This window comes from Streptomyces sp. NPDC042201 (genome assembly GCF_055582185.1).
The window spans coordinates 80402-99583 of the sequence record NZ_JBVJDS010000010.1; the positions used below are offsets into that span (position 1 = coordinate 80402).

Below are 19182 nucleotides of genomic sequence, written 5' to 3' on the forward strand. Positions count from 1 at the left end.
CAGGGTGAACGCATGGACACAGCGATGACATCCCCTGAAGCGAGCGTGACGGCCGGCTATGTGCACGGATACTCGGAACGCGAGGCGGCCCGGCTCGGTGACCAGGCGGACACCTTGGCGGCGTTGTTGCACGCGGGCACGGCCTATCCCGCCGGTAGCCGGGTGCTGGAGATCGGTTGCGGGGTCGGCGCCCAGACGATCCACCTGGCCCGGGCCAGCCCGGGGGCGCACATCGTCGCGGTCGACCACGCCAATGATTCCCTCGCACAGGCCCGCGCCCGTGTCGCGGCCCACGCGCCGGGGGCGGATGTGGAGTGGCATCACGCTGATCTGTTCGATCTCCCCTTCGCCGAGGGGGAGTTCGACCATGTCTTCGTCTGCTTCGTCCTGGAGCATCTGTCGGACCCCCGGCAGGCACTGACCGCGCTACGGCGCGTGCTGCGGCCCGAGGGCACCATCACCGTGATCGAAGGGGATCACGGATCGGCGTTCTTCCATCCCACCAGCGCATATGCTCACGCGGCGATCGAACGTCAGGTCCAACTACAGTCCGCCGCCGGCGGAAACGCGCTGATCGGCCGGCAGGTGCAACCGCTGCTGGCGCAGGCCGGATACGAGGACATCGTGGTTCGTCCTCGCACGGTGTACGCCGACCAGACCCGGCCCGCACTGGTCGACGGTTTTACCCGCAACACGTTCATCGCCATGGTCGCATCGGCCCGGGCCGACGCACTGGCCGCCGGGCTCACGACCGCGGCCGACTGGGATCGGGGGATCACCGACCTGCACCGCACCGCACAGGCCGACGGGACCTTCCACTACACGTTCTTCAAGGCCGTCGCCGTGAACCCAGCCAGCGCCGCCACCGCGGGCCGATGACCGTGACACGCCACCCCCCGAAACGCGTCCGCCTCCCCCGCCCAGCCGCAGCTGGGAGAGGCAGACGTACTCAGGCCCGGATTCAGATGAGTCCGAGAACACCGCCGAGGAGAGCGCCACGGCCGCCGTAGCCGAATGCGCCTCGGTCGCCGAACCGGCCATAGCCGTCGCGGCGGGTGCTCGCGTGCGAGCTGATCTGCTGGGTCCAGGCACCGTGCTCGTTGACGGAGGTCCTCGACTTGTGGAAGTCGGAGTTGTCGGCCGCGGCGACGCCGGCAGCGCCGAGGACGAACAGCGGTGCGGCGAGAGCGCCGACCACGGCATTCGGCACATCCCCCGCCCCGGATTGCCGCACGGGGACCGATTCACCCGGACGGCCCAACGAGGCTGCTCGCTCAGGCGTGGAGGTCGACGACGACCTTGACGTCGTCGCTGTGCTTGTGGAGGGCGTCGGCGAAGCCGCTCATCGGCACCCGCCGGGTGATGAGGCGGTCCAGCCAGCCCGGGTCCGCCTTGGCCAGGGCGTCGGCGGCCTGCTCGTAGTGACGCCGGCCGGCGTTGACCGAGCCGAAGACCACGGTGTTCTTCAGCACCATCTCCCGGTTGGTCGCGTCCAGGTCCACGGCGACCTTCCTGCTGCCGGGGGAGATGCCCGTCAGGCAGATGACGGCGCCGGCCCCGACCACATCCGTCAGCGCGTGGACCAGTGAACCGACACCGGTGCATTCGATGGCCACGTCAGGCTCCAGACCGATGTCCCGGACGTCGCCGGTGTGGAACGTCGCACCCAGGTCCGCGACCAACTGAGGCTTGGGTCCGCTGTCGTTGAGGTCCAGTACATGCACCTCCAGGCCACGCTGCACCCCGAGCATCGCGGCGAACAGGCCGATCGGCCCGGCGCCGGTGACCAGAGCGACCTGGGGCTTCCAGGAGGACCGGGTCAGGATGCGATCAGTCTCTTCCCACGCCTTGGCGAGTACGGAGACGGGCTCCAGCAGGACTCCGCGGTCGCCCAGCCCGGGATCGAGCTTGACCGCGTACTCCGGTTCTGACCGCCACCGTTCAGAGCCAAAGCCGTTCAGCTCCTTGATACCGCGCTCGGTGTACAGGCCGTTGCGGCAGAAGTCCCACTCGCCGTGCGAACACGGTCCGCAGGGGACCGGGTCGGGGCGCCGCACGATACCGACGACCAGGTCTCCCGGTGCGAAACCACTGCCCTCGGGCGCCTCCAGCACCGTACCCAGGGATTCGTGCCCGACCAGCAGGCGCCCCTGACCGGGCGGCGGCGCACCGTAGCCCTTGTCGACGATGTCGATGTCGGTACCGCAGATGCCGAGCAGCCGGCCCTCGACGAGCAACGAGCCCTGCGCCGGGCCGGGTTCGTCGACGTCGCGTGTCTCCACCTGGTCGGGCTGACCGGGTACGACGGTGATGGCCTTCATCTCCATACCCTCCTTGCACCCAACGCGTGCGTTGCGTCTGCCCCACCTGCGAAGTGAGAGGGCGCGGCCGTTCGCGTGCCGGGCTGGTTCGCGCATGGCCGGGCTGGTCCGCGTACGGCGGGTTGGTCCGCGTACGGGGGATCACGCGCATCCGGCGCCGCCGGCCGGCCCGCCTTTCCAACGTATCGCCGTTCCACCCCGCTGTCGCGATCAGCAGGGCGCTCCAGTTCCCGGACACCGTCGCCACCGCTCGCCGAGCACCTCCGGTTCCGCCATCCTGAAAAGGAGGTCGTCGCCGAGCTCGCAACGGAACAGAGGGGCAGGGACATGGGCCCGATCGCGGTGCTGTTCGACATCGACGAAACCCTGGTGCACACCGGCGGCGCCGGTGCGCGCAGCTGGACATGGGCGTTCGATCAACTGCACGGTGTGGCCGCCGACATCGGTGAACACACCTCGGCCGGTGAGACCGATCCGCAGGTCGGCCGGCAGACGTTTCGCGGGGTGCTCGGCCGGGACGCCGGCCCCGACGAGATGAACCGGCTGTTCGCCGCGTACCTCTTGCACCTGTCGGACGACATCTGGCGGTCCGACGGCTACCGGGTTCTGGACGGCGTCGAGGATACGCTGCGCCGGATCGCGGACGCCGGGATCATCCTGGGCCTGACGTCCGGCGCCATGGAGGGCGCGGCCAGGACGAAGATGGAACCGGGCAAGCTCGGCCGCTACTTCCTGTTCGGCGCCTACGGCTCGGACTCGCCGGACCGGGGAGAGGTGACCAGGATGGCCGTCGCCAAGGCCGCCCGGCTGCACGGACGGGATCTCGCCCGGGAAGAGGTGTACGTGGTGGGCGACACTCCGCGGGACGCCGAGGCGGCCCATGCGGCGAACGCGACGGCGATCGGGGTCGCCAGCGGCCACTACACCGTGTCTGAGCTGCGGGCCGCGAAGGCCGATCACGTGCTCAATTCCCTGGCGGAGCCTTTCCCGGGTCTGTGAGGCGGTCACCAGTGAGGCGGTCACCAGGCGTAGACACGGGGCATGATCTGGTGACGCGCCGCGTCCTCGGGGCCGGGGTAGGCCACCAATATGGGCAGACCGCTCGGGTCGCGGCCTTCGACCTCCGCCAAGCCGTCAGCCGCCTGTTCGGAGGCGAGGACAAGAGCCGAGCGGTCCTTGAGCACGCGCTCGCACCGACGGAGATCATCGCGGCTGTCCGCCGTCCAGATCACGTACTGGATGCCAATGGCGCCGAGCGGGTGATCCGCGCCGGGGCCCACGGCACGCACGTACAGCTGAGTGCCATCCGTGCCGACGAGCAGTGCGGCGGTGGTCGAGCGTACGGTGACCCGCATTTTCAGCAGTTCACGATAGAAGTCCACCGAGCTGTCGAGATCCTGGACGAACATCACGACGGACGCCAGCCGAGGCCCGTGGCCCTCCACCGGCGGATCAGCCGGTTCACCGGCCCGCGAGGACCCGCCGGAACTGGGCGTTGCCGCTGAATCGGTACCCATCGAGACCTCCAAACGACTCTGTGCCGTACCTTCCCGTCCTTCCGTCGGCGCGGCCCGCTCGGCCCTGTCCGGCGGCGGTGATCCGCTGTCCGCCGGTCCCCGTGAAGGGCACCCCGTCGCCCTCGTGCGGGGTCCGGAATCTCTCGGGCAGCTCGATCACGCCACCGGGCTGGAGACGTCCGCCGGGCATCTGCACACCACGCTACGTGCTGCCTTCTCCCCCGGCCACAGATCACCGACGGCCTCGGCGGTGATCCAGGGGCGGCGGTCCTTGCCGAAGACCTTGGTGAGATCTTCGTGCCCGGCGGGTGCTGCCACCGCTGGGACTCACGCGGGGTGGGGTCGGCGGGAACGTACCGCCCCGCGCCGGCCCCCTGGACGTCGTGTGGGATCTGGTCTTCTGGCTTACCCGCGGGGAACGGCGTCGAAGATGACGGTGAAGCCGGCCGTGTAGAGCCCGGTTTGAGTGTCGGCCGGTTTGGCGGCAGCGATCACCATGTCGGCTTGCGTTCCGGGTGTGGACTCTCCGTCGTTCACGACTTCTTGAGGTGTTGCTGTCAACCCCACGCCATTGAACGTGGTGGTCAACGGGACGGTGTCCGACCTGTTGGAGAGGGAGGCGGGGCCCCCTTCGATGTAGGCGTGGACGCTGCCGTCTGTGTTCTTGACGTCGAATGTGCCCCTGAGTGGGGAGAGTTCACCCGAGACGGGGTTGTAGGACAGGACCTCGTCCTTGCCGAAGTTGGGATCCCTGGGCTGGACGTGGAACTGCTTGCTGGGGATGGTCGCGGAGATGTGGACCGGGGAGGGAGCGGGGTCGGATTGGGGCGCGGCGACGGCGCCGGAGACTGTGGCGGCGGCCGTTGCGACGGCGAGGGCAGCGACGGTGAACGGGCGGGATGTACTCGTCATGCCCGGTCAACTTGGCCCGTGGCGCAAAGTCACGCGGACATGCCCTGCGGCGGTGGCTGCTCGGGCAGTGGCCGGTCGTCGATGACGCGCCTCATGACCAGGGTGGAGGTCAGACGCCGGACACCGGGCAGGGTGGCCGGTCGCTGGTCGTAGAGCTGCTGGCACCTGTGGCGGACTTCAGCGCCGCGCCAGCGCCAGCACGCTCAATCCGAACATCAGGACGCCCAGGGGGACATGGACCGACGGTATGTGCGCGATGCCGAGCACGACCTGGACCGAGGCGAGGACAAGGAAGCCGGACGCGTACCAGACGGGCCGGGGCGAGCCGCCGCCCGGCTTCCACGCCAGCACCGCCGCGAGCACATACAGCATCGACGCCCCGTACATCACGCGGGCTCCGACGCTGTGCAGCGTCTCTCCGTAGGACGAGGTCAGCAGCAGTCCGGCGGAGACCGCTTGAAGGAAGATGGTGAGGGTCTGCACGGTGATCACGATCTGCAGAAACGAGAAGCGGTGCTGTTCCGTCGTCTGGGTTGCCATGCCACGGTCCCCTTTTCCGCCCGGGGGCAGTAGATCGATAAGGTCTCACCAGCCCGACGACGCGGGCCTGCGAAAGGTAAGGCGAGGAGGCGGTCGGGAGCATGGGGACGCCTGGGGCGAGCACCGATGAGATAGCCGGTGAGCGGCGCCAACTGATCAATGTCGCCTACCGGTTGCTCGGTTCACTGGCCGAGTCCGAGGACGCCGTACAGGAGGCCTACGCGCGCTGGTACGCGCTGCCAGGAAGTCGGCAGGAGGAGATCGTGTCCCCCGGCGCCTGGCTGACGACGGTGACCGGCCGCATCTGCCTGGACGTGCTCGGCTCGGCGCGGGCCCGGCGTGAACGCTACGTCGGCGCGTGGTTGCCCGATCCGCTGCCCGACCGCGCCGAGTGGGACCACGGCCATGGCACCGACCCCGCCGACCAGATGGTCCTGGACGAATCGGTGACCATGGCCTTCCTCGTCGTCCTCGAGTCGATGACACCCGCCGAGCGGGTGGCGTTCGTCCTGCACGACGTCTTCCGGTACCCCTTCGCCGAGATCGCCGGCATCCTCGGCCGGACCCCTGCGGCCTGCAAGCAGCTCGCGGCCTCTGCCCGGCGGCGGGTGCGCGTCACACGGGCTCCGGTGACGGCGGCCGGGCAGGCCGACGCGGTGCGGCGGGTCAAAGAGGCATGGGAGACCAAGGACATAGCGGCCCTCGTCGACCTCCTCGACCCGGCCGCCGTGATGACCGCCGACGGCGGCGGCATGGTCGGTACCGTCCTACGCCCGATCGAAGGCGGTGCACGCATCGCCCAGTACATGGTCGCCCTCGCCGACAAGGCTCCGGGCCTCGAACTCCTGGAGCGGTCGGTCAACGGCGTGCCGGGTCTGGTGGCCCAGCGCGCCGGCGTCGTCATGACCGTAGCCTCGTTCGATGTCGCCGACGGCCGCGTCACCCGAATCTGGGCGGTCCGCAATCCGCAGAAGCTGCGGCCGTGGCTACGGGACGGCTAGGGCGTGTTGCGAAAGTCCCGCCTGGCTCGCGACGCCCGGCACGCATGCTCGCCGCGTTGTCGGAGTCGTCCAAGTACGTCCAGTACGAGGACGATCCTCCGCCTTGCGATCACACGCGCCGGACGCCGCGAGCCCCGCCCTGCGGGCGGACGGCGCTACTTTCGCAACACGCCCTAGGCGGCGTCCGGCGGATATTTGCGGGCCGGCGAGGTCGGCCGGTTCGAGCTAGGTGGTGTGAACCAGGGCGCGCAGGGCGCGGTGGCGGCGGTAAAGGAAGGGGCCGCCGGTGGTCTCGTCGCGGAGTCAGCTCAAGGTGATCGGGTTCGTGAGTGCCGCCATGTGGCCGTTCGGGTGGCGTACCTCGATCCGGACGAACGTCGACTCCTCCGCAGTGGTGTGCCACTCGGCGGTGCCCGAGCCGTGGCTGGGCAGTGTCTGGCGATGGACCTTGCCACGGTCGGTGTGGAAGCTGACAGTCGCAGAGGAGACACCGCGGACGTGTGCTCGAACGGCAACCTGCTCCCCAAGGGTCTCCAGTCGCTCGCCCACCCCCGCGCCGCGGTCGGCAGCGGTGGCCGTGAAGGACAGCTCGGTTGCGGTCGAACCGGCGATCCAACTCCGGCCCGCGCGGATCCCGGCGAGGATCGCCTCCGTACTCAACTCCTCGGCAAGGACGACGGTATGCGGGATACCGATCTGGCCCCGCAGATGGGTATCGCTGTTGCCCATCGCCGGTCGCCATCGTCCCTGGTGGATGTCCGCCCCGAGATTGCGGCCCCATTCCGCCAGAGCCGCCTCGTTATCGGCGTTCCACGGCAGGTCCGACGCCCACAGCCCGTTCCAGACCTCGACAACGTCAAAGCCCTGGTACGGATACATGAAGACGCCCGACGGGTAGGGCGCGTGTGGGTGAGCGGCCACGCATATTCCACCGACGTCATGGACCTGCGCTACGTACGTGTCGATCAGCCCTTCCCGGACACCGTAATCCCAGCCGACCACCTGACCTGGTCCGATACCGAGTGCGAGCCAGTGCCCGGTCTTCGTGGTCACTTCCTCGCCGAGCACCACCAACAGGTCGCGAGCGCAGCGAGAGCCCCATGCTCCGTGCGCGTCGGCGGAGTTGTGTTCCGTGGTCGCGATGAAGTCGAGCCCGCCTGCGCTTGCGGCCGTTGCCAACTGATCCGGGGTGAGTTCGCCATCCGACAAAACGGAATGCACGTGACAGTCCCCGCGGTACCAGCCACGGCCTCGGCCCTCCGCGCGCGCAGATTGAACATTCGCTGGTGGCATCGTTCTCCTCGGTCTTTCCGCCCTGACAACCGAACACCGTTAGCCCCGGCACGAGTTCCCGTCTCGTCGGCTACCGCGATGCGCGTGTACGAGGGGGGCCCGCCGTTTGGACGGCGTCCAACGCCGGGGCGATGACAGCGAAGGCCCGGTCGGTCAGTTCGGCGGGGTCCTCGGCGCTGTCGCTGTCGCTCCATCGTTGCAGCACGGTGTTGAAGGCGGTCAGCGCCATGCCGGCGGCCAGCTGCGGGTACAGACCGGTGGCGGGGTCGAGTCCCAGGCGGCGCGCCAGCTCCGCCGTCAGGTCGTCGCGCCACTGCGCCTGGCGCTCCAGAAAGCGTGCGTGCAGGGCGGGGGTACGCAGAATCAGCTGAACAACTCGCAGTGCCCTGTCGGAGTGGTCGGCGCAGGCCGCGATGGGAACCCAGACGGCGTGCTTCAGCGCCACGGAGGGGCGCTCCTTGCTGGGGCGGGCTGCCAACTCCGCGTGAATGCCGGTGCCCATGTCGGTCAGGAACTGAACGACCACGTCCTCCTTGGACGCGAAGTACCGGAAGAACGTCCGCTTGGACACGCCGGCGGTGGTCACGATCTCGTCGATGGTGACCACGTCGAACCCCTTCAGAGCCAGCAGTTGCAATGCCGCCTCGGTCAGTTCGTCCGAGACGAGCTGACGTTTGCGCTGGGCCAGGCTGACTTCGGGGCGGGTACTCATCGGGCCATGGTACCTCCGTGCCTCACATGACACCCAGGAGCGTCTTGACACTAAGTGCCATGAAAGGCAATCTGTGCCACATGACACAGCAGCAGCGCTGGACCGCCGAGCAGATCCCGGACCAGACCAAGCGGGTGTTCGTCGTCACCGGAGCCAACAGCGGCCTCGGCCTGGCGACCACCCGGGCGCTCGCCCGCCGGGGCGGGCACGTGATCCTTGCGGTACGCGACGAGGAAAAGGGCCGCCGGGCGGTCGCGAAGATCGCCGCCGAGCAGCCGGGCGCCTGCCTTGAGGTGCGCCACGTCGACCTGGCCGACATCGACTCGGTTCGCGCCTTCGCCCATCAGTTGCGTGCGGACCATCCACGGCTGGACGTGCTCGTCAACAACGCCGGCGTGATGGCGCCGCCTCGATCGCTGAGCGCGCAGGGCCATGAGTTGCAGTTCGCCAGCAACCATCTCGGCCACTTCGCGCTCACCGGATTGCTGCTCGACCTGCTGGCGGACGGGAACGACCCCCGGGTGGTCACGGTGAGTTCGACCAATCACCGGCAGGGGCGCCTCTTCTTCGACGACCTCGCCGGCGAGCGCACGTACTCCCCCATGGCCTTCTACAACCAGTCGAAGTTCGCCAACGCCGTCTTCGGACAGGAACTCCACCGGCGGCTGACCGAGGTCGGCAGCCCGGTGCGCAGCTTGCTCGCCCACCCCGGCTACGCCGCCACCAATCTGCAGACGAGCGCGCCGGTCGGCATGGTGAAGCTGCTGTTCGGCCGCATCCTCACCCCATTCGCCCAGTCCCCCGACCAGGGTGCGCTGCCACAGTTGTACGCGGCGACCGACCCGGATGTGGCGGGCGGTCAGTTCATCGGGCCGGATGGCCTGGGTGAGCTGCGCGGCGGACCGACGCGGGTACAGCTGTCCCCCGCTGCGGCCGACGCCGGGACCGGCCGCCGTCTGTGGGAGTTGTCGGAACAATTGACCGACGTGCGGTTCGCGTTCCGACCCCCGTCCAGCTGATCATTTTGTGGGACGTCAACTGCGTGCGAAGTCGAGCAGGTCTTTGTTGAACTGCTCGGCGAAGGCGGGGACCATCGAGAGGCCGTGGGGGGCGCCCGGGTAGACCTTGAAGACGACGTCCTTCACGAGCTGGGATGATTTGTTTCCGGAGGCCACGATGGGAACGATCTGGTCGTCGTCGCCCTGTGCGATCAGAGTGGGGACGTCGAACTTCTTCAAGTCTTCGGTGAGGTCTGTCTCGGAGAAGGCCGCTACGCAGTCGTAGGCGCCCTTGATACCCACCGACATCGCCAAGAGCCAGAACTCGTCGCGGGTGCCTTGAGAGACGGTCGATCCATCGCGGTTCGCGCCGTAGAAGGCGGCGCTGAGGTCCTTGTAGAACTGCGATCGGTCCTTCGCGACGCCTGCTCGGATCTCGTCGAATACCTCGATCGGAAGCCCTTCCGGGTTCGCGTCCGTCTTGAGCATCAGTGGCGGGATCGCGCTGAGCAGTACGGCTTTGGCGACCCGGCTGGAGCCGTGCGTACCGATGTAGCGGGTGACCTCACCGCCGCCGGTCGAGTGGCCGACGAGGATCGCGTCGCGCAGGTTGAGGGTTTCGACGAGTGACGCCAGGTCGTCGGAGTACGTGTCGAGGTCGTTCCCCTGCCAGGTCTGGCCGGAGCGTCCGCCGCCACGCCGGTCGTGGGCGATGGCGCGGAAACCGTTGTCCGCCATGAGTTTCAGTTGAGGATCCCACGCGTCGGCGGTCAGTGGCCATCCGTGGGAGAACACCACGGGCTGCCCGGATCCCCAGTCCTTGTAGAAGATTTCCGTTCCGTCTTTGGCGGTGACGAAGGGCATGGTGCGGTTCCTTTCGTACTGGTCCTTTCGTACTGGTCCAGAGACGCCATGCGCATGGCTCCTTTCCATGCTGACCGCCGTCCGACGGGTCGGCAACCGGTCGGTCCGCGGAGCTGTGGAGCTGTGGAGCCCGAGATTCAGAAGCCGAGTTGGCTGAGTCCGGGATGGTCGTCGGGCCGGCGCCCGAGCGGCCAGTGGTACTTGCGTTCGGATTCCTTGATGGGTACGTCATTGATGGAGGCGTGCCGCACGGCCAGCAGGCCGTCCTCTTCGAACTCCCAGTTCTCGTTGCCGAAGGAGCGGTACCAGTTTCCTTCGGTGTCGTGTGATTCATAGGCGAACCGCACCGCGATGCGGTTGCCGCCGAAGGCCCAGAGTTCCTTGATGAGCCGGTAGTCCAATTCCCTGGACCACTTACGCGTGAGGAAATCGACTATCTCGTCGCGCCCAGTGACCCACTCGCTACGGTTTCGCCAGCGGGAGTCCTTGGTGTACACGCGGGATACCTTCTGCGGGTCTCGGCTGTTCCAGCCGTCCTCGGCCAATCGGACCTTTTCGATCGCGGATTCCCGTGTGAAGGGCGGGAGGGGAGGGTGTGCTGTCACGGTTACTCCCGGAGACTGGCCGCAGCGTCACGCCGCGGCGGCTACGCACGGCAACGCCGGGGTGCGTGCCGCGGTGTGCCTCCAACGGTATAGCCGAGCCTCGGAGACCGCTCTGCAGCCGACTCCGATCGATCGAACGGGATGGTGTTCCTCCTGGGATACCGAGCCGAGCTGGACCACGGGGGAGGATTGTGCAAGAGGAAGCGAGGATAGTTCTACTATCACCGCAGGTCAGAGCGATTCAATGGGATCACGAGTTCTTCCGCGGAGCGGGAAAATGCCGTCCCACCCGCGGTTCCCACCACATCGCAAGGATCACACCATGAAGACAATTCTGATCACCGGTACCTCATCCGGATACGGACGGGAGACCGCCCTCTACTTCCACTCGCAGGGGTGGAACGTCATCGCCACGATGCGCACGCCGCGTGTTGACGTCCTGCCAGAGTCGGAGCGGCTCCGCGTTGTCGAGCTAGACGTGACCAAGCCCGAGTCCATCACCGCCGCGCTCGAGGCAGCGGGGCCCATCGACGTCCTGGTCAACAACGCGGGTGTCCCGTCGATCAGTGTGTTCGAGGGCACCCCCATGACCCGAGTGCGGGAAGTCTTCGAAACCAACACGTTCGGTGTGATGGCGACGACGCAGGCGGTGCTGCCCCACTTCCGCGAGCGCGGCTCCGGCGTGGTGGTCAACGTGACCTCCAGCGTGGTGCTGGGCCACATGCCGCTCTCGGCCGTCTACAAAGCGAGCAAGATGGCTATCGAGGGGTTCACCGCATCCCTCGCGCTCGAACTCGCGCCCTTCGGAGTGCGGGCGAAGACGGTCGAGCCGGGCGCCTGCCTGACGACGAACTTCGCAGCCAACGCGACGAACGGCGCCTCGCTGGACGAGCTGGTCCCGGCGCCCTACGTACCGTGGGCGGAGAAGGCCATGGGCGACTTCACGGGTCAGGACCTGTTCACCAAGGAGAGCGACGTCGCCGAGACGGTGTGGCGAGCCGTGCACGACACGACCGGCCAGCTCCGATTCCCGGCCGGTTCCGATGCGGTCCATCTCGCTCAGGCGAAGTGACCAACGTGCAAGTACCACCCAGTGCATATCGGGGCACGCCCGGCTGATGTCCCGTCACGTCAGGGAAGGACGACGCCCGCGGGGGCGCCCACGGTGTGACGCAGGCGGGTGGCCGTCCTGGCTGGGGGGTGCGCCGAACTGGCGGCGGTATTCCCGGCTGAACTGTGACGGGTTGTCATAGCCGACGCGGTGGCCGACTCCGGTGACGTCGCCCGGGTGGGTGGCGAGCAGCAGCCGGGCCTCCTGCAGCCGGATCTGCTTCTGGAACTGGATGGGGCTCATCGCGGTCACCGCCTGGAAGTTGCGGTAGAAGGCGGAGACGCTCTTGACCCCGGCTCCCGCCGGTGGGTCCGAGAACGAGACACCCGCTGAGACGTGCGGGTTCGATAGCCCGCTACACAGGCGCGGTCTCGTCTGGAGCTTCCGTACCGTCGGGTCGGACGACGGACGGAAGCGCCAGGCGACAGATGAAACGTCAGACGGCGGACGCGGGCGTCATCCGACGGGTCTCGCTACCAGCCGGCCTTTACGCCGTTGTAGGCCTTACGGCAGTCGGCGTTGGTGGCCTCCACGGCGAGCTTCTGCATGGCGTTCTGCCAGACCTTCTTGGCCACCTTCTCCAACTCCCTTGTCCCGGCTGGGATGTTCGGGGCGTACTTCTTGATCGTCCCGATGGCGGCGGTGGTGAACTTGTTGCACGCGGGTCCGGCCGCGTTCCGGTAGCGGGTGTCCAGGTCCGTGGCCACCGCTTGGCCGTTCTTGGTGGCCCAGTTGTTCCAGGCCGCGCACGCCTTCTCGGTGAAGGCCTGCTGGTCGGCCTCGCTGAGGTTCGCGACCTCGTTCAGCATGGCGCTCTGGACCTTGTCGGGGACCGTGAAGTCCGCGACGGGGAACTTGTCGAGGGGGGTGAGCAGCGCTTCCTGACACGCGGGCGGCAGCGGAGCCGCCTGCGCGGAGGCGGGGAAGGCCAGGGCGGAGGCGGACAGAAGAGCCGCGGTGAGGACCGCGCTCCGGACGGTACGCGAAAGGGTCATGGGGATGGCGCTCCTTGCGTGAATGTGGTGGTCGGGCGACGAATCAACGCCCGGTTGCAGAACGATCTCCGGCTCCCACAGGTCACGGCGGCCGTCAGGCCGGACGGCCGGTGGCCCGCCGGTCAGGTGGGTCGTACGCGCTGTGCGACTGCGCCGGGCTCCGGCGTGCGCGCGGGCGCGCCCGCGTTGGCACCGGGCCCGGAGTGGTCCGGGGTACGTCGCTTCCGTTCCGGTGGGAGTGCGTCGCGGGTACGCCGGCGGAAGACCATGAACCCGGCCAGCGCCGCCCCCAGGAGCCAGAGCAACTGGATCGCGAGGCCCGGGGCCACCGGCGCGGTGGAGAAGGCCGCGGACATGCTGGCCTGCACGGCTCCGTACGACGGCAGGAAGCGCACGACGGCGCTGTCCGACCCGGAGCTCGACAGGGGGTTCTGCAGGGCGACGTCGATAATGCTGATCATCAGGATGGCGAACATGCCCTCCACCTCACGGCGGAGCACCGAGCCGAAGACCACTCCGAGCGCGCCGTAGGTCAGGGCGGCGCAGAACAGCGCGGCGGCCAGCATGAGGGGCTGTCGGGGGGACCAGGCGAAGCCGGCGGCGGCCGTGGCGTATGCCGCGACGGCGGCGCAGACCACGGATAACGCGGAGAGCTTGGCGAGGACCAGGTGGCGCCGCGGGTACCCCGCCATGGCCAGACGCCGGTCGAAGGCACCGCCCGTGAAAGTGGCGGCGAACATCATGAACCCGGCGATCAGGGTGACCGCGTTCAGCGCGCCGGTGATCTGGGTGAGGTGATTGCCGGGCGGGGTCAGGACCTCGCCCGTGGCCCGCAGCCGGAACGGCGCCGGCCGGTCGGGAATGGTCACGTAGGCCAGGGCGATCCACACGGGGATGTACAGCACCACCAGCAGCATCGCGAACCGGTTGCGCGCGTGACCGATCAGCGCGTACCGGGAGGCCGTGGTGAACAGGGACAAGTGCCGCCTCATGCCGCCGCCTCCGCGCACCGGTCCTGGCGGTGGAGGCGCCCGTCCTCCAGGCGCCACAGCTGGTCCAGCCGCTCGATGTCGTACGCCAGGTGCGAGACGACCAGCACCGAGTGTCCGGCGTCGCGCAGCCGTGTCGCCAGCTCCCAGAAGCGCAGGTACGTCTCCCAGTCGAAGCCCTGGTAGGGCTCGTCAAGCAGCAGCACGTCCGGGTCGTGCATGAGCGCGAGGGTCAGGTTCAGCTTCTGCCGTGAGCCGCCGCTGAGCAGACCCGCGCGCTGGTCGAGGTACTCGGTGAAGGCCAGGGTCTCCATCACTTCCTCGGCTCGCCGCAGGTCCGCCAGCCCGAAGGCGTGCCGGAAGAAGTCAAGGTGCTGGCGGACGGTGAAGGAGTCGTCCAGGACCACGGACTGCGGGCAGTAGCCGAACCTGCCGCTGTGGTGCACCGAGCCCCGGTCCGGCCGGAGTTCACCGGCGAGGATCCTCAGCAGCGTCGTCTTGCCGGCGCCGTTCTCCCCGACGATCCCGGCGAGGACCCCGGGCCGCAGCCGGAGGTCGACGCCCCGTAGAACGGCGTGCTGCCGGTAGGAGTGGTGCACATCTGTGACGTCCATCGCGCTGCTCCGTCGTGCCAGGTCTTCCGGATGGCCACGGAAGCGGTACGCGTCTTCCGATGGGCGGCGGAACCGGTCCGCCCGTGCCCAACGAGCAGGCAGCGCAACGGAAACGGCACCAGGAGCGGTTCCGTTCCACGCCGTCAATCCGGCGCACACCGCGTCACACGTGCGGCGGCTTTGCCGGCGGAAACAGGTTTCGGGGCGACCGGGGCGGCTAGCGTGGCCAGGACTGGGGGCGGCAGGTCCGCCCGGGTTTCGCCCCGGTCCACGGGTCAGGTACCGGGCGCGGGCGGCTAGGTCTGCCCGTCCTGACGCCGTCGCAGCGCCCCTCCGCCGGTCCCGTCCATGTGGATGCCGGAGATGTCACGCACGCACGAGGAAGAACGGTCAGTCATGCGGAGAACATGCGTCATCGGCGCCGGCCCGTCCGGCCTGGCCGCGAGCAAGGTCCTTGCCTCGCGGAACGTTCCGTTCGACTGCTTCGAGGCCGGGTCGGGCATCGGCGGACTCTGGCGGTACGGCAATGACAACGGCATGTCGGGGGTGTACGCGTCCCTGCACGCGAACATCTCGAAGGAGAGCATGTCCTTCTCCTCCCTGGCCATGCCGGAGACCTACCCGGTCTTTCCGCACCACAGCATGGTCCTGGCCTATCTGGAGGACTACGCCGCGTCGTTCGGCCTGCACCGCCACATCGTGTTCGGCACGAGGGTCACCTCGGTTCGGCCCCTGGACGACGGCGGCTGGGAGGTGGTCTGCCGGCGCCGTGGCGGCGTGGCCGAGGAGACGCGGCGCTACACCGAGGTGGTGGTGGCCAACGGGCATCACTGGGATCCGCGCCTCCCGGCCCCCGCCGTGCCTGGCGCCGAGGAATTCGGGGGGACCGCGATCCACTCGCACGACTACCGCACCCCTGACCGGTACGCCGGTCGGCGGGTGCTGGTGATCGGCATGGGCAACTCCGCGTGCGAAATCGCGGCGGAGATCTCGCGTACGTCGGCGCGGACGTTCCTCGCCGCGCGCGACGCGGCCCATCTGTTCCCCAAGATGCTGCTCGGCCGTCCGGCGGACCATCTGGTGTGGAGCCCGCTGTCCGATCTGCCGCGGTTCGTCAAGGATCCGGCATTGCGGCTCCTCCTGCGGCTCACCCGCGGTGCGCCGGCTCGTTACGGGCTCCCCGAACCGGTCCGCGGACCGCTCGCCGGCCACCCCTCCACCTCCGACGAACTCCTCGCCCAGCTGGCCCGGGGCGCGGTCACACCGAAGCCCGGCGTCAGTTCCTTCGGCCGGGACACAGCGGTCTTCAGGGACGGCAGCCGTGAATCGGTGGACGCCGTGGTGTACGCCACGGGCTACAGGATCTCCTTCCCCTTCCTGGAACCCTCCGTGTTCGCCGCCTCGGACGGCCGCACGGAGCTCTATCTGCGCACGGTCCCGCCCCGCGTCCCCGGGCTCTACTTCATGGGGCTCGCGCAGCCCTCCGGTGCGGCGTTCCCGCTGCTCGAACCGCAGGCGGAATGGATCGCCGAGCTGATCGAGGGCGCGGTCGCCCTGCCGTCGCCGACAGACATGACGCGGGTGATCGCGCGCGAGTGGCGCCGCCATCGCAAGACGTACGTGTCCACCTACCGCCACGGGATCGAAATTGACTTCCGCTCCTACCGAAGAGCCCTCCGCCGGGAACGCCGAGCAGGCAGGCGTCGCGCGCGCAGCGCCGTCCCGGCCCTGCCCACCGTGGCCGGCCCCGCCCCGGCGGCCGACGCCTTGTGATCCGCTCAGCCAGTTGTTCCACCGGATGTCCGGCACGCACCAGTTGGCGGTGGGGTGGGCGGTGCGCTTCCGTGGGGAGCCACCCTCACCGGACGCCCTGCGTCGGCACGTACGGGCCAGGCTCGCGGACCTTCCGACGCTGACCCACCGTGTCGAGGAGGGGCTGGGGCCTCGTCCCTGCTTCGTCCCCGCCCCGGACCTCGACCTGCGTCAGCATGTACACGATCTGATCGTGACGGATCCCCGGGAGCAGTGGCAGAACTGTCTCCAGGAAGTGCTGATGCGGCCGCTGCCGGCCGCACCCCGCCCGCCCTGGGACCTCTGGCTGATTCACGGGTACACCAGTACCACCGGCCTGCCCGAGTACGTGCTGGTGTTCCGCATCCACCACGCTCTGGAAGACGGCGCGGGGCACCACTACGTATTGCGGACGCTGTTCACCTCGCGCGTCACACCGCAAAGGTCGCCCGGTGTCCAGGACACGTCTCCGCCCGCCGACAGCGGGGGGCGGGTCTCCTCCCGTGCTGTGCTGGGCATCATGAGCGACGTCGCCCGGAGCCTGCGGGGCAGCGGCACCTGGTCGGAGCTGCGGCGGCCGCCGACGGGGAAGCTCGCCACGGCCATCGGGACGGTGCAGACCCGGCGGCTGCTCGCTGTCTCCCGGGCCCTCGGCACTGACGTCAGCGGGGTCTTCCTGACCGCGCTGACCGGGGCGATGCGGGCTGTCGCCCTGGCCGAGGAAGAGCGTCCGGCTCCTCTCACACTCCTCTGGCCCCTGTCGGTCCGGACCGGTGGCGAACGGGGCGCGGTGGGCAACTTCCTCACCATGGTGCGTCTGCGGCTGCCCTGTGAGGAGCCCCTTCCTCTGCGCCGTCTCGCCTCTCTCTCACGTCAATTGGAGCCCGGGCGCGTCGAGCGGAGGATGCACACCTCCCGCGCTCTCATGCGGCGCGCGCCGCGTCCGGTGAGCCTCGGCACGCTGCGGCTGCTCATGCGTCCGCGCCACGCCTCCCTCACCGGCACCTACTTCCCCGCGGCCGTGCCACAGCCGGTCCTCGGTGAGGCACGGTTGGACGGCGCGCTCGGGCTGGGCGCTCCCCTGCCCGGTCAGCTCTGCCATCTGACGCTGCTCAGGTACCGGGACGAGTGCACGCTCTCCGTCGTCCACGACACGGCCTTCGCCCGCGGCGCGGACCTCCCGGGGCTGTGGCTGACGGCCCTGGCAGAACTCGAAGCGGTGGTCTGACACACACGGCTCGGCCCGGGGCCGCACCCGAGCGATCGGTGCGCCCCCGGCGCCTCCGCGTTCACACCGGCGCAGAGGTGCCCTCCAGTTCACCCACGGCCTGCTCCCACAGTTCCGGAAGCAGCTCCCCGAGCGGAAGGGCGCGGTCAGCCACGAAGGACGACTCGGTCCAGTTGCCGAAGAACGACAGGCCCACTCCGAAGAGGTGCCCGGGCACGAGCAGGGGGAGCAGGGCGACGCCGGTCACCCGGCTGTCCCCCAGACTTCCCTTGTCGGCGACCGGCATGGACGTCGCCATGACGTCGGTGACGCGCGGGGAGAGCATCCTTCGCAGGTACCACTCGGTCGGGCGGTCCGGCATGTAGCGCACCAGGTCCTGAATGGCCTGCCGCCAGGCCTCGCCCCGCAGTCTCCGGGTCGTGGCCATGACGTGCTCCAGTCGCCGCAGGGGCGAGTCGCCGTCCCGGGATCCGGCCCCGCGTTCCGGGGCGGTCCGCACGGGCAGCTCCAGCGGCAGGGCGAAGCAGCGGTTGCCCCAGGTCTGTTCCTCGTCCGGGCGGCGTGCGTCAACGGGCAGCAGCGCCGTCACCCGAGGAAGCGGTACGCCGGACCGGGCCGACCAGGCCGACAACGCCCCGGCGAGCGCGGCCAGGTGGACGTCGTGGGCCGATCCGCCATGTGCCGCAGCGATCCGGCGGAGGGCGTCCGCCGGTACGCGGCCCCGCCACAGCCGCCGCTCTCCCGTGGGGACGATGGGGACGGCCGTACGGTGGCCGCGAACGGCGAGGGAGCCGGCCAGGAACATCGTGGCCAACCCGACTGCTGTGCCCACCCGTCGGGGCAGACCGACCAGGCGGCCCTTCCTCGGCACCGGACGGGCCGAGGGCTCCCCCTCGCCCAGCATGGCCCGGAAAGTCATCGCGGCGGCCGAACCGTCCTGGCAGGCGTGGTGGAAGCGATAGCACACGGCGTACTCGTCAGGCACATGGCCGTGGACCAGCCAGACCCCCCAGTAGGTGCCGGGCGCGAACGGCGCGTCGAGCGCGGTGTGCAGGGCGGCGTCCCACCCTGCGGGGCCCTTTGCGACCACCTCGTGGACATGCCGGTCGACGGTGAAGTCCGCGTCCGGCCGCCACCGGGGGCGCCGTGAGCCGCCCTCGACCCGGCTCGTGAGCAGGGGCAGCCGGCCCAGGCGTGAGCCCACGTACGCGCGGAAGTCCGCCAGGCTCGGGGGCGGACCGCTCAGGTACGCGACACCGCCCGCGTCCCAGCGGGCGTCGGGGTGGCGGCGCTCCATGCTGAGGAACGCGCGGTCGACCGAGTGGGCGGGGTAGCTGGGGAAGGGAACGGACCGGGCTGACGGATCGGACACGGGCATCGGGGAGCTCCAGTTCGTGCCAAGGGACGGGCAGGCGGGGCGAAGCCGGGCGCTCGGCCACCCCGACCGACCGGGACGGACCACCGATCGGAAGGGCCGCCGACCCGTGCACGTCCGCAGCGACGCCGACCGCGTCACCGGCCTGAATAGGTACGGTTTATATCCGGCCGCGGTGAACGGCCGTACTCGCCCGCAGCCCCCGAAGGACGCGCTCCCCTCCTGCCCCACCGGGCTCGACGCCCGGCACCGGCCGCCGGCGGGGACGCGGAGCCGCCCGGGACCACCTGCCGGCCACCGCCCGCGAGATCACCCG

Annotated in this window: 21 protein-coding genes and 1 pseudogene; 7 read left to right on the forward strand and 15 right to left on the reverse strand. The window is 69.3% G+C overall.

Translation table 11 applies throughout. The annotated features are described in order from the left end of the window. Positions 1-24: 24 nt before the first annotated feature. Entirely contained in the window at positions 25-879 is an 855-nt protein-coding gene (locus tag ACZ6MZ_RS23965) for a methyltransferase domain-containing protein (protein WP_469354187.1), read from the forward strand. 82 nt (positions 880-961) lie between these two features. Here ACZ6MZ_RS23965 and ACZ6MZ_RS23970 read toward each other — a convergent pair whose 3' ends face one another. Beyond that, complete coding sequence (locus ACZ6MZ_RS23970) at positions 962-1210, reverse strand: hypothetical protein (protein ID WP_469354189.1); 249 nt, start codon at positions 1208-1210, stop codon at positions 962-964. A 64-nt stretch (positions 1211-1274) separates the two neighbouring features. Beyond that, positions 1275-2321: a glucose 1-dehydrogenase gene (locus tag ACZ6MZ_RS23975; protein ID WP_469354398.1), complete on the reverse strand. Its 1047-nt coding sequence runs from the start codon at positions 2319-2321 to the stop codon at positions 1275-1277. A 327-nt stretch (positions 2322-2648) separates the two neighbouring features. Here ACZ6MZ_RS23975 and ACZ6MZ_RS23980 point away from each other — a divergent pair, with 327 nt between their 5' ends. Further along, entirely contained in the window at positions 2649-3320 is a 672-nt protein-coding gene (locus ACZ6MZ_RS23980; protein ID WP_386875479.1) for an HAD family hydrolase, read from the forward strand. A gap of 20 nt (positions 3321-3340) precedes the next feature. Here ACZ6MZ_RS23980 and ACZ6MZ_RS23985 read toward each other — a convergent pair whose 3' ends face one another. From ACZ6MZ_RS23985 to ACZ6MZ_RS24000, 4 genes are all read right to left on the reverse strand, one after another. Then, complete coding sequence (locus ACZ6MZ_RS23985) at positions 3341-3838, reverse strand: VOC family protein (RefSeq protein ID WP_389790175.1); 498 nt, start codon at positions 3836-3838, stop codon at positions 3341-3343. 156 nt (positions 3839-3994) lie between these two features. Then, positions 3995-4156 carry a hypothetical protein gene (locus tag ACZ6MZ_RS23990; RefSeq protein ID WP_389790177.1) on the reverse strand — a complete coding sequence of 54 codons (162 nt, stop codon included), beginning with the start codon at positions 4154-4156 and terminating at the stop codon, positions 3995-3997. Positions 4157-4243: 87 nt separating this feature from the next. Continuing rightward, the gene (locus tag ACZ6MZ_RS23995) at positions 4244-4750 is read right to left on the reverse strand and encodes a CS1 type fimbrial major subunit (RefSeq protein ID WP_469354190.1); all 507 of its coding nucleotides are present in this window, start codon (positions 4748-4750) and stop codon (positions 4244-4246) included. Between the two features lie 177 nt (positions 4751-4927). Then, positions 4928-5290, reverse strand: a complete 363-nt coding sequence (locus ACZ6MZ_RS24000; RefSeq protein WP_389790180.1) for a hypothetical protein — start codon at positions 5288-5290, stop codon at positions 4928-4930. A gap of 101 nt (positions 5291-5391) precedes the next feature. Here ACZ6MZ_RS24000 and sigJ point away from each other — a divergent pair, with 101 nt between their 5' ends. Beyond that, positions 5392-6291, forward strand: coding sequence for an RNA polymerase sigma factor SigJ (gene sigJ / locus ACZ6MZ_RS24005; protein ID WP_389790181.1), 900 nt, complete (start codon positions 5392-5394; stop codon positions 6289-6291). A gap of 303 nt (positions 6292-6594) precedes the next feature. Here the strand turns inward: sigJ and ACZ6MZ_RS24010 are convergent, their stop codons facing one another. Further along, complete coding sequence (locus tag ACZ6MZ_RS24010) at positions 6595-7584, reverse strand: CehA/McbA family metallohydrolase (protein ID WP_469354192.1); 990 nt, start codon at positions 7582-7584, stop codon at positions 6595-6597. A 70-nt stretch (positions 7585-7654) separates the two neighbouring features. Further along, complete coding sequence (locus tag ACZ6MZ_RS24015) at positions 7655-8296, reverse strand: TetR family transcriptional regulator (RefSeq protein ID WP_469354194.1); 642 nt, start codon at positions 8294-8296, stop codon at positions 7655-7657. Between the two features lie 80 nt (positions 8297-8376). On the opposite strand from ACZ6MZ_RS24015, the gene ACZ6MZ_RS24020 reads away from it, so the two are divergent. Beyond that, positions 8377-9315 (forward strand): oxidoreductase, encoded by a 939-nt coding sequence (locus ACZ6MZ_RS24020; RefSeq protein WP_469354195.1) that lies wholly within the window; start codon positions 8377-8379, stop codon positions 9313-9315. Between the two features lie 15 nt (positions 9316-9330). Here ACZ6MZ_RS24020 and ACZ6MZ_RS24025 read toward each other — a convergent pair whose 3' ends face one another. Together ACZ6MZ_RS24025 and ACZ6MZ_RS24030 are read right to left on the reverse strand one after the other, a co-directional pair. Further along, positions 9331-10158: an alpha/beta fold hydrolase gene (locus ACZ6MZ_RS24025; protein WP_389790201.1), complete on the reverse strand. Its 828-nt coding sequence runs from the start codon at positions 10156-10158 to the stop codon at positions 9331-9333. A 137-nt stretch (positions 10159-10295) separates the two neighbouring features. After that, complete coding sequence (locus ACZ6MZ_RS24030) at positions 10296-10763, reverse strand: nuclear transport factor 2 family protein (protein WP_469354198.1); 468 nt, start codon at positions 10761-10763, stop codon at positions 10296-10298. 322 nt (positions 10764-11085) lie between these two features. Here ACZ6MZ_RS24030 and ACZ6MZ_RS24035 point away from each other — a divergent pair, with 322 nt between their 5' ends. After that, a complete protein-coding gene (locus ACZ6MZ_RS24035) occupies positions 11086-11835 on the forward strand; it encodes an SDR family oxidoreductase (protein ID WP_469354200.1) in 750 nt (249 codons plus the stop codon). Positions 11836-11894: 59 nt separating this feature from the next. Here the strand turns inward: ACZ6MZ_RS24035 and ACZ6MZ_RS24040 are convergent. The 4 genes and pseudogenes from ACZ6MZ_RS24040 to ACZ6MZ_RS24055 all read right to left on the reverse strand — a co-directional run. Beyond that, positions 11895-12159, reverse strand: a pseudogene (locus tag ACZ6MZ_RS24040) (helix-turn-helix transcriptional regulator); the annotation flags it as partial. 188 nt (positions 12160-12347) lie between these two features. Then, positions 12348-12869, reverse strand: a complete 522-nt coding sequence (locus ACZ6MZ_RS24045) for a hypothetical protein (RefSeq protein WP_384182677.1) — start codon at positions 12867-12869, stop codon at positions 12348-12350. A gap of 122 nt (positions 12870-12991) precedes the next feature. Beyond that, positions 12992-13861 carry an ABC transporter permease gene (locus tag ACZ6MZ_RS24050; protein ID WP_469354202.1) on the reverse strand — a complete coding sequence of 290 codons (870 nt, stop codon included), beginning with the start codon at positions 13859-13861 and terminating at the stop codon, positions 12992-12994. Continuing rightward, positions 13858-14472 (reverse strand): ABC transporter ATP-binding protein, encoded by a 615-nt coding sequence (locus ACZ6MZ_RS24055; RefSeq protein WP_384328096.1) that lies wholly within the window; start codon positions 14470-14472, stop codon positions 13858-13860. Before ACZ6MZ_RS24055 ends, ACZ6MZ_RS24050 begins: the two co-directional genes overlap by 4 nt. Before the next feature lie 396 nt (positions 14473-14868). Here ACZ6MZ_RS24055 and ACZ6MZ_RS24060 point away from each other — a divergent pair, with 396 nt between their 5' ends. Continuing rightward, entirely contained in the window at positions 14869-16245 is a 1377-nt protein-coding gene (locus ACZ6MZ_RS24060; RefSeq protein WP_469354204.1) for a flavin-containing monooxygenase, read from the forward strand. Between the two features lie 25 nt (positions 16246-16270). Beyond that, entirely contained in the window at positions 16271-17491 is a 1221-nt protein-coding gene (locus ACZ6MZ_RS24065) for a wax ester/triacylglycerol synthase domain-containing protein (RefSeq protein WP_469354206.1), read from the forward strand. 61 nt (positions 17492-17552) lie between these two features. Here ACZ6MZ_RS24065 and ACZ6MZ_RS24070 read toward each other — a convergent pair whose 3' ends face one another. Further along, entirely contained in the window at positions 17553-18869 is a 1317-nt protein-coding gene (locus ACZ6MZ_RS24070) for a wax ester/triacylglycerol synthase domain-containing protein (RefSeq protein WP_389790189.1), read from the reverse strand. Between the last annotated feature and the right edge of the window lie 313 nt (positions 18870-19182).

Coding starts and splice junctions, on each gene's coding strand:
- ACZ6MZ_RS23965 (WP_469354187.1), top strand. CDS start 25: ATGACATCCCCTGAAGCGAGCGTGACGGCCGGCTATGTGCACGGATAC.
- ACZ6MZ_RS23975 (WP_469354398.1), bottom strand. CDS start 2,321: ATGAAGGCCATCACCGTCGTACCCGGTCAGCCCGACCAGGTGGAGACA.
- ACZ6MZ_RS23980 (WP_386875479.1), top strand. CDS start 2,649: ATGGGCCCGATCGCGGTGCTGTTCGACATCGACGAAACCCTGGTGCAC.
- ACZ6MZ_RS23985 (WP_389790175.1), bottom strand. CDS start 3,838: ATGGGTACCGATTCAGCGGCAACGCCCAGTTCCGGCGGGTCCTCGCGG.
- ACZ6MZ_RS23995 (WP_469354190.1), bottom strand. CDS start 4,750: ATGACGAGTACATCCCGCCCGTTCACCGTCGCTGCCCTCGCCGTCGCA.
- ACZ6MZ_RS24000 (WP_389790180.1), bottom strand. CDS start 5,290: ATGGCAACCCAGACGACGGAACAGCACCGCTTCTCGTTTCTGCAGATC.
- sigJ (WP_389790181.1), top strand. CDS start 5,392: ATGGGGACGCCTGGGGCGAGCACCGATGAGATAGCCGGTGAGCGGCGC.
- ACZ6MZ_RS24010 (WP_469354192.1), bottom strand. CDS start 7,584: ATGCCACCAGCGAATGTTCAATCTGCGCGCGCGGAGGGCCGAGGCCGT.
- ACZ6MZ_RS24015 (WP_469354194.1), bottom strand. CDS start 8,296: ATGAGTACCCGCCCCGAAGTCAGCCTGGCCCAGCGCAAACGTCAGCTC.
- ACZ6MZ_RS24020 (WP_469354195.1), top strand. CDS start 8,377: ATGACACAGCAGCAGCGCTGGACCGCCGAGCAGATCCCGGACCAGACC.
- ACZ6MZ_RS24025 (WP_389790201.1), bottom strand. CDS start 10,158: ATGCCCTTCGTCACCGCCAAAGACGGAACGGAAATCTTCTACAAGGAC.
- ACZ6MZ_RS24035 (WP_469354200.1), top strand. CDS start 11,086: ATGAAGACAATTCTGATCACCGGTACCTCATCCGGATACGGACGGGAG.
- ACZ6MZ_RS24045 (WP_384182677.1), bottom strand. CDS start 12,869: ATGACCCTTTCGCGTACCGTCCGGAGCGCGGTCCTCACCGCGGCTCTT.
- ACZ6MZ_RS24050 (WP_469354202.1), bottom strand. CDS start 13,861: ATGAGGCGGCACTTGTCCCTGTTCACCACGGCCTCCCGGTACGCGCTG.
- ACZ6MZ_RS24055 (WP_384328096.1), bottom strand. CDS start 14,472: ATGGACGTCACAGATGTGCACCACTCCTACCGGCAGCACGCCGTTCTA.
- ACZ6MZ_RS24060 (WP_469354204.1), top strand. CDS start 14,869: ATGCGGAGAACATGCGTCATCGGCGCCGGCCCGTCCGGCCTGGCCGCG.
- ACZ6MZ_RS24065 (WP_469354206.1), top strand. CDS start 16,271: ATGTCCGGCACGCACCAGTTGGCGGTGGGGTGGGCGGTGCGCTTCCGT.
- ACZ6MZ_RS24070 (WP_389790189.1), bottom strand. CDS start 18,869: ATGCCCGTGTCCGATCCGTCAGCCCGGTCCGTTCCCTTCCCCAGCTAC.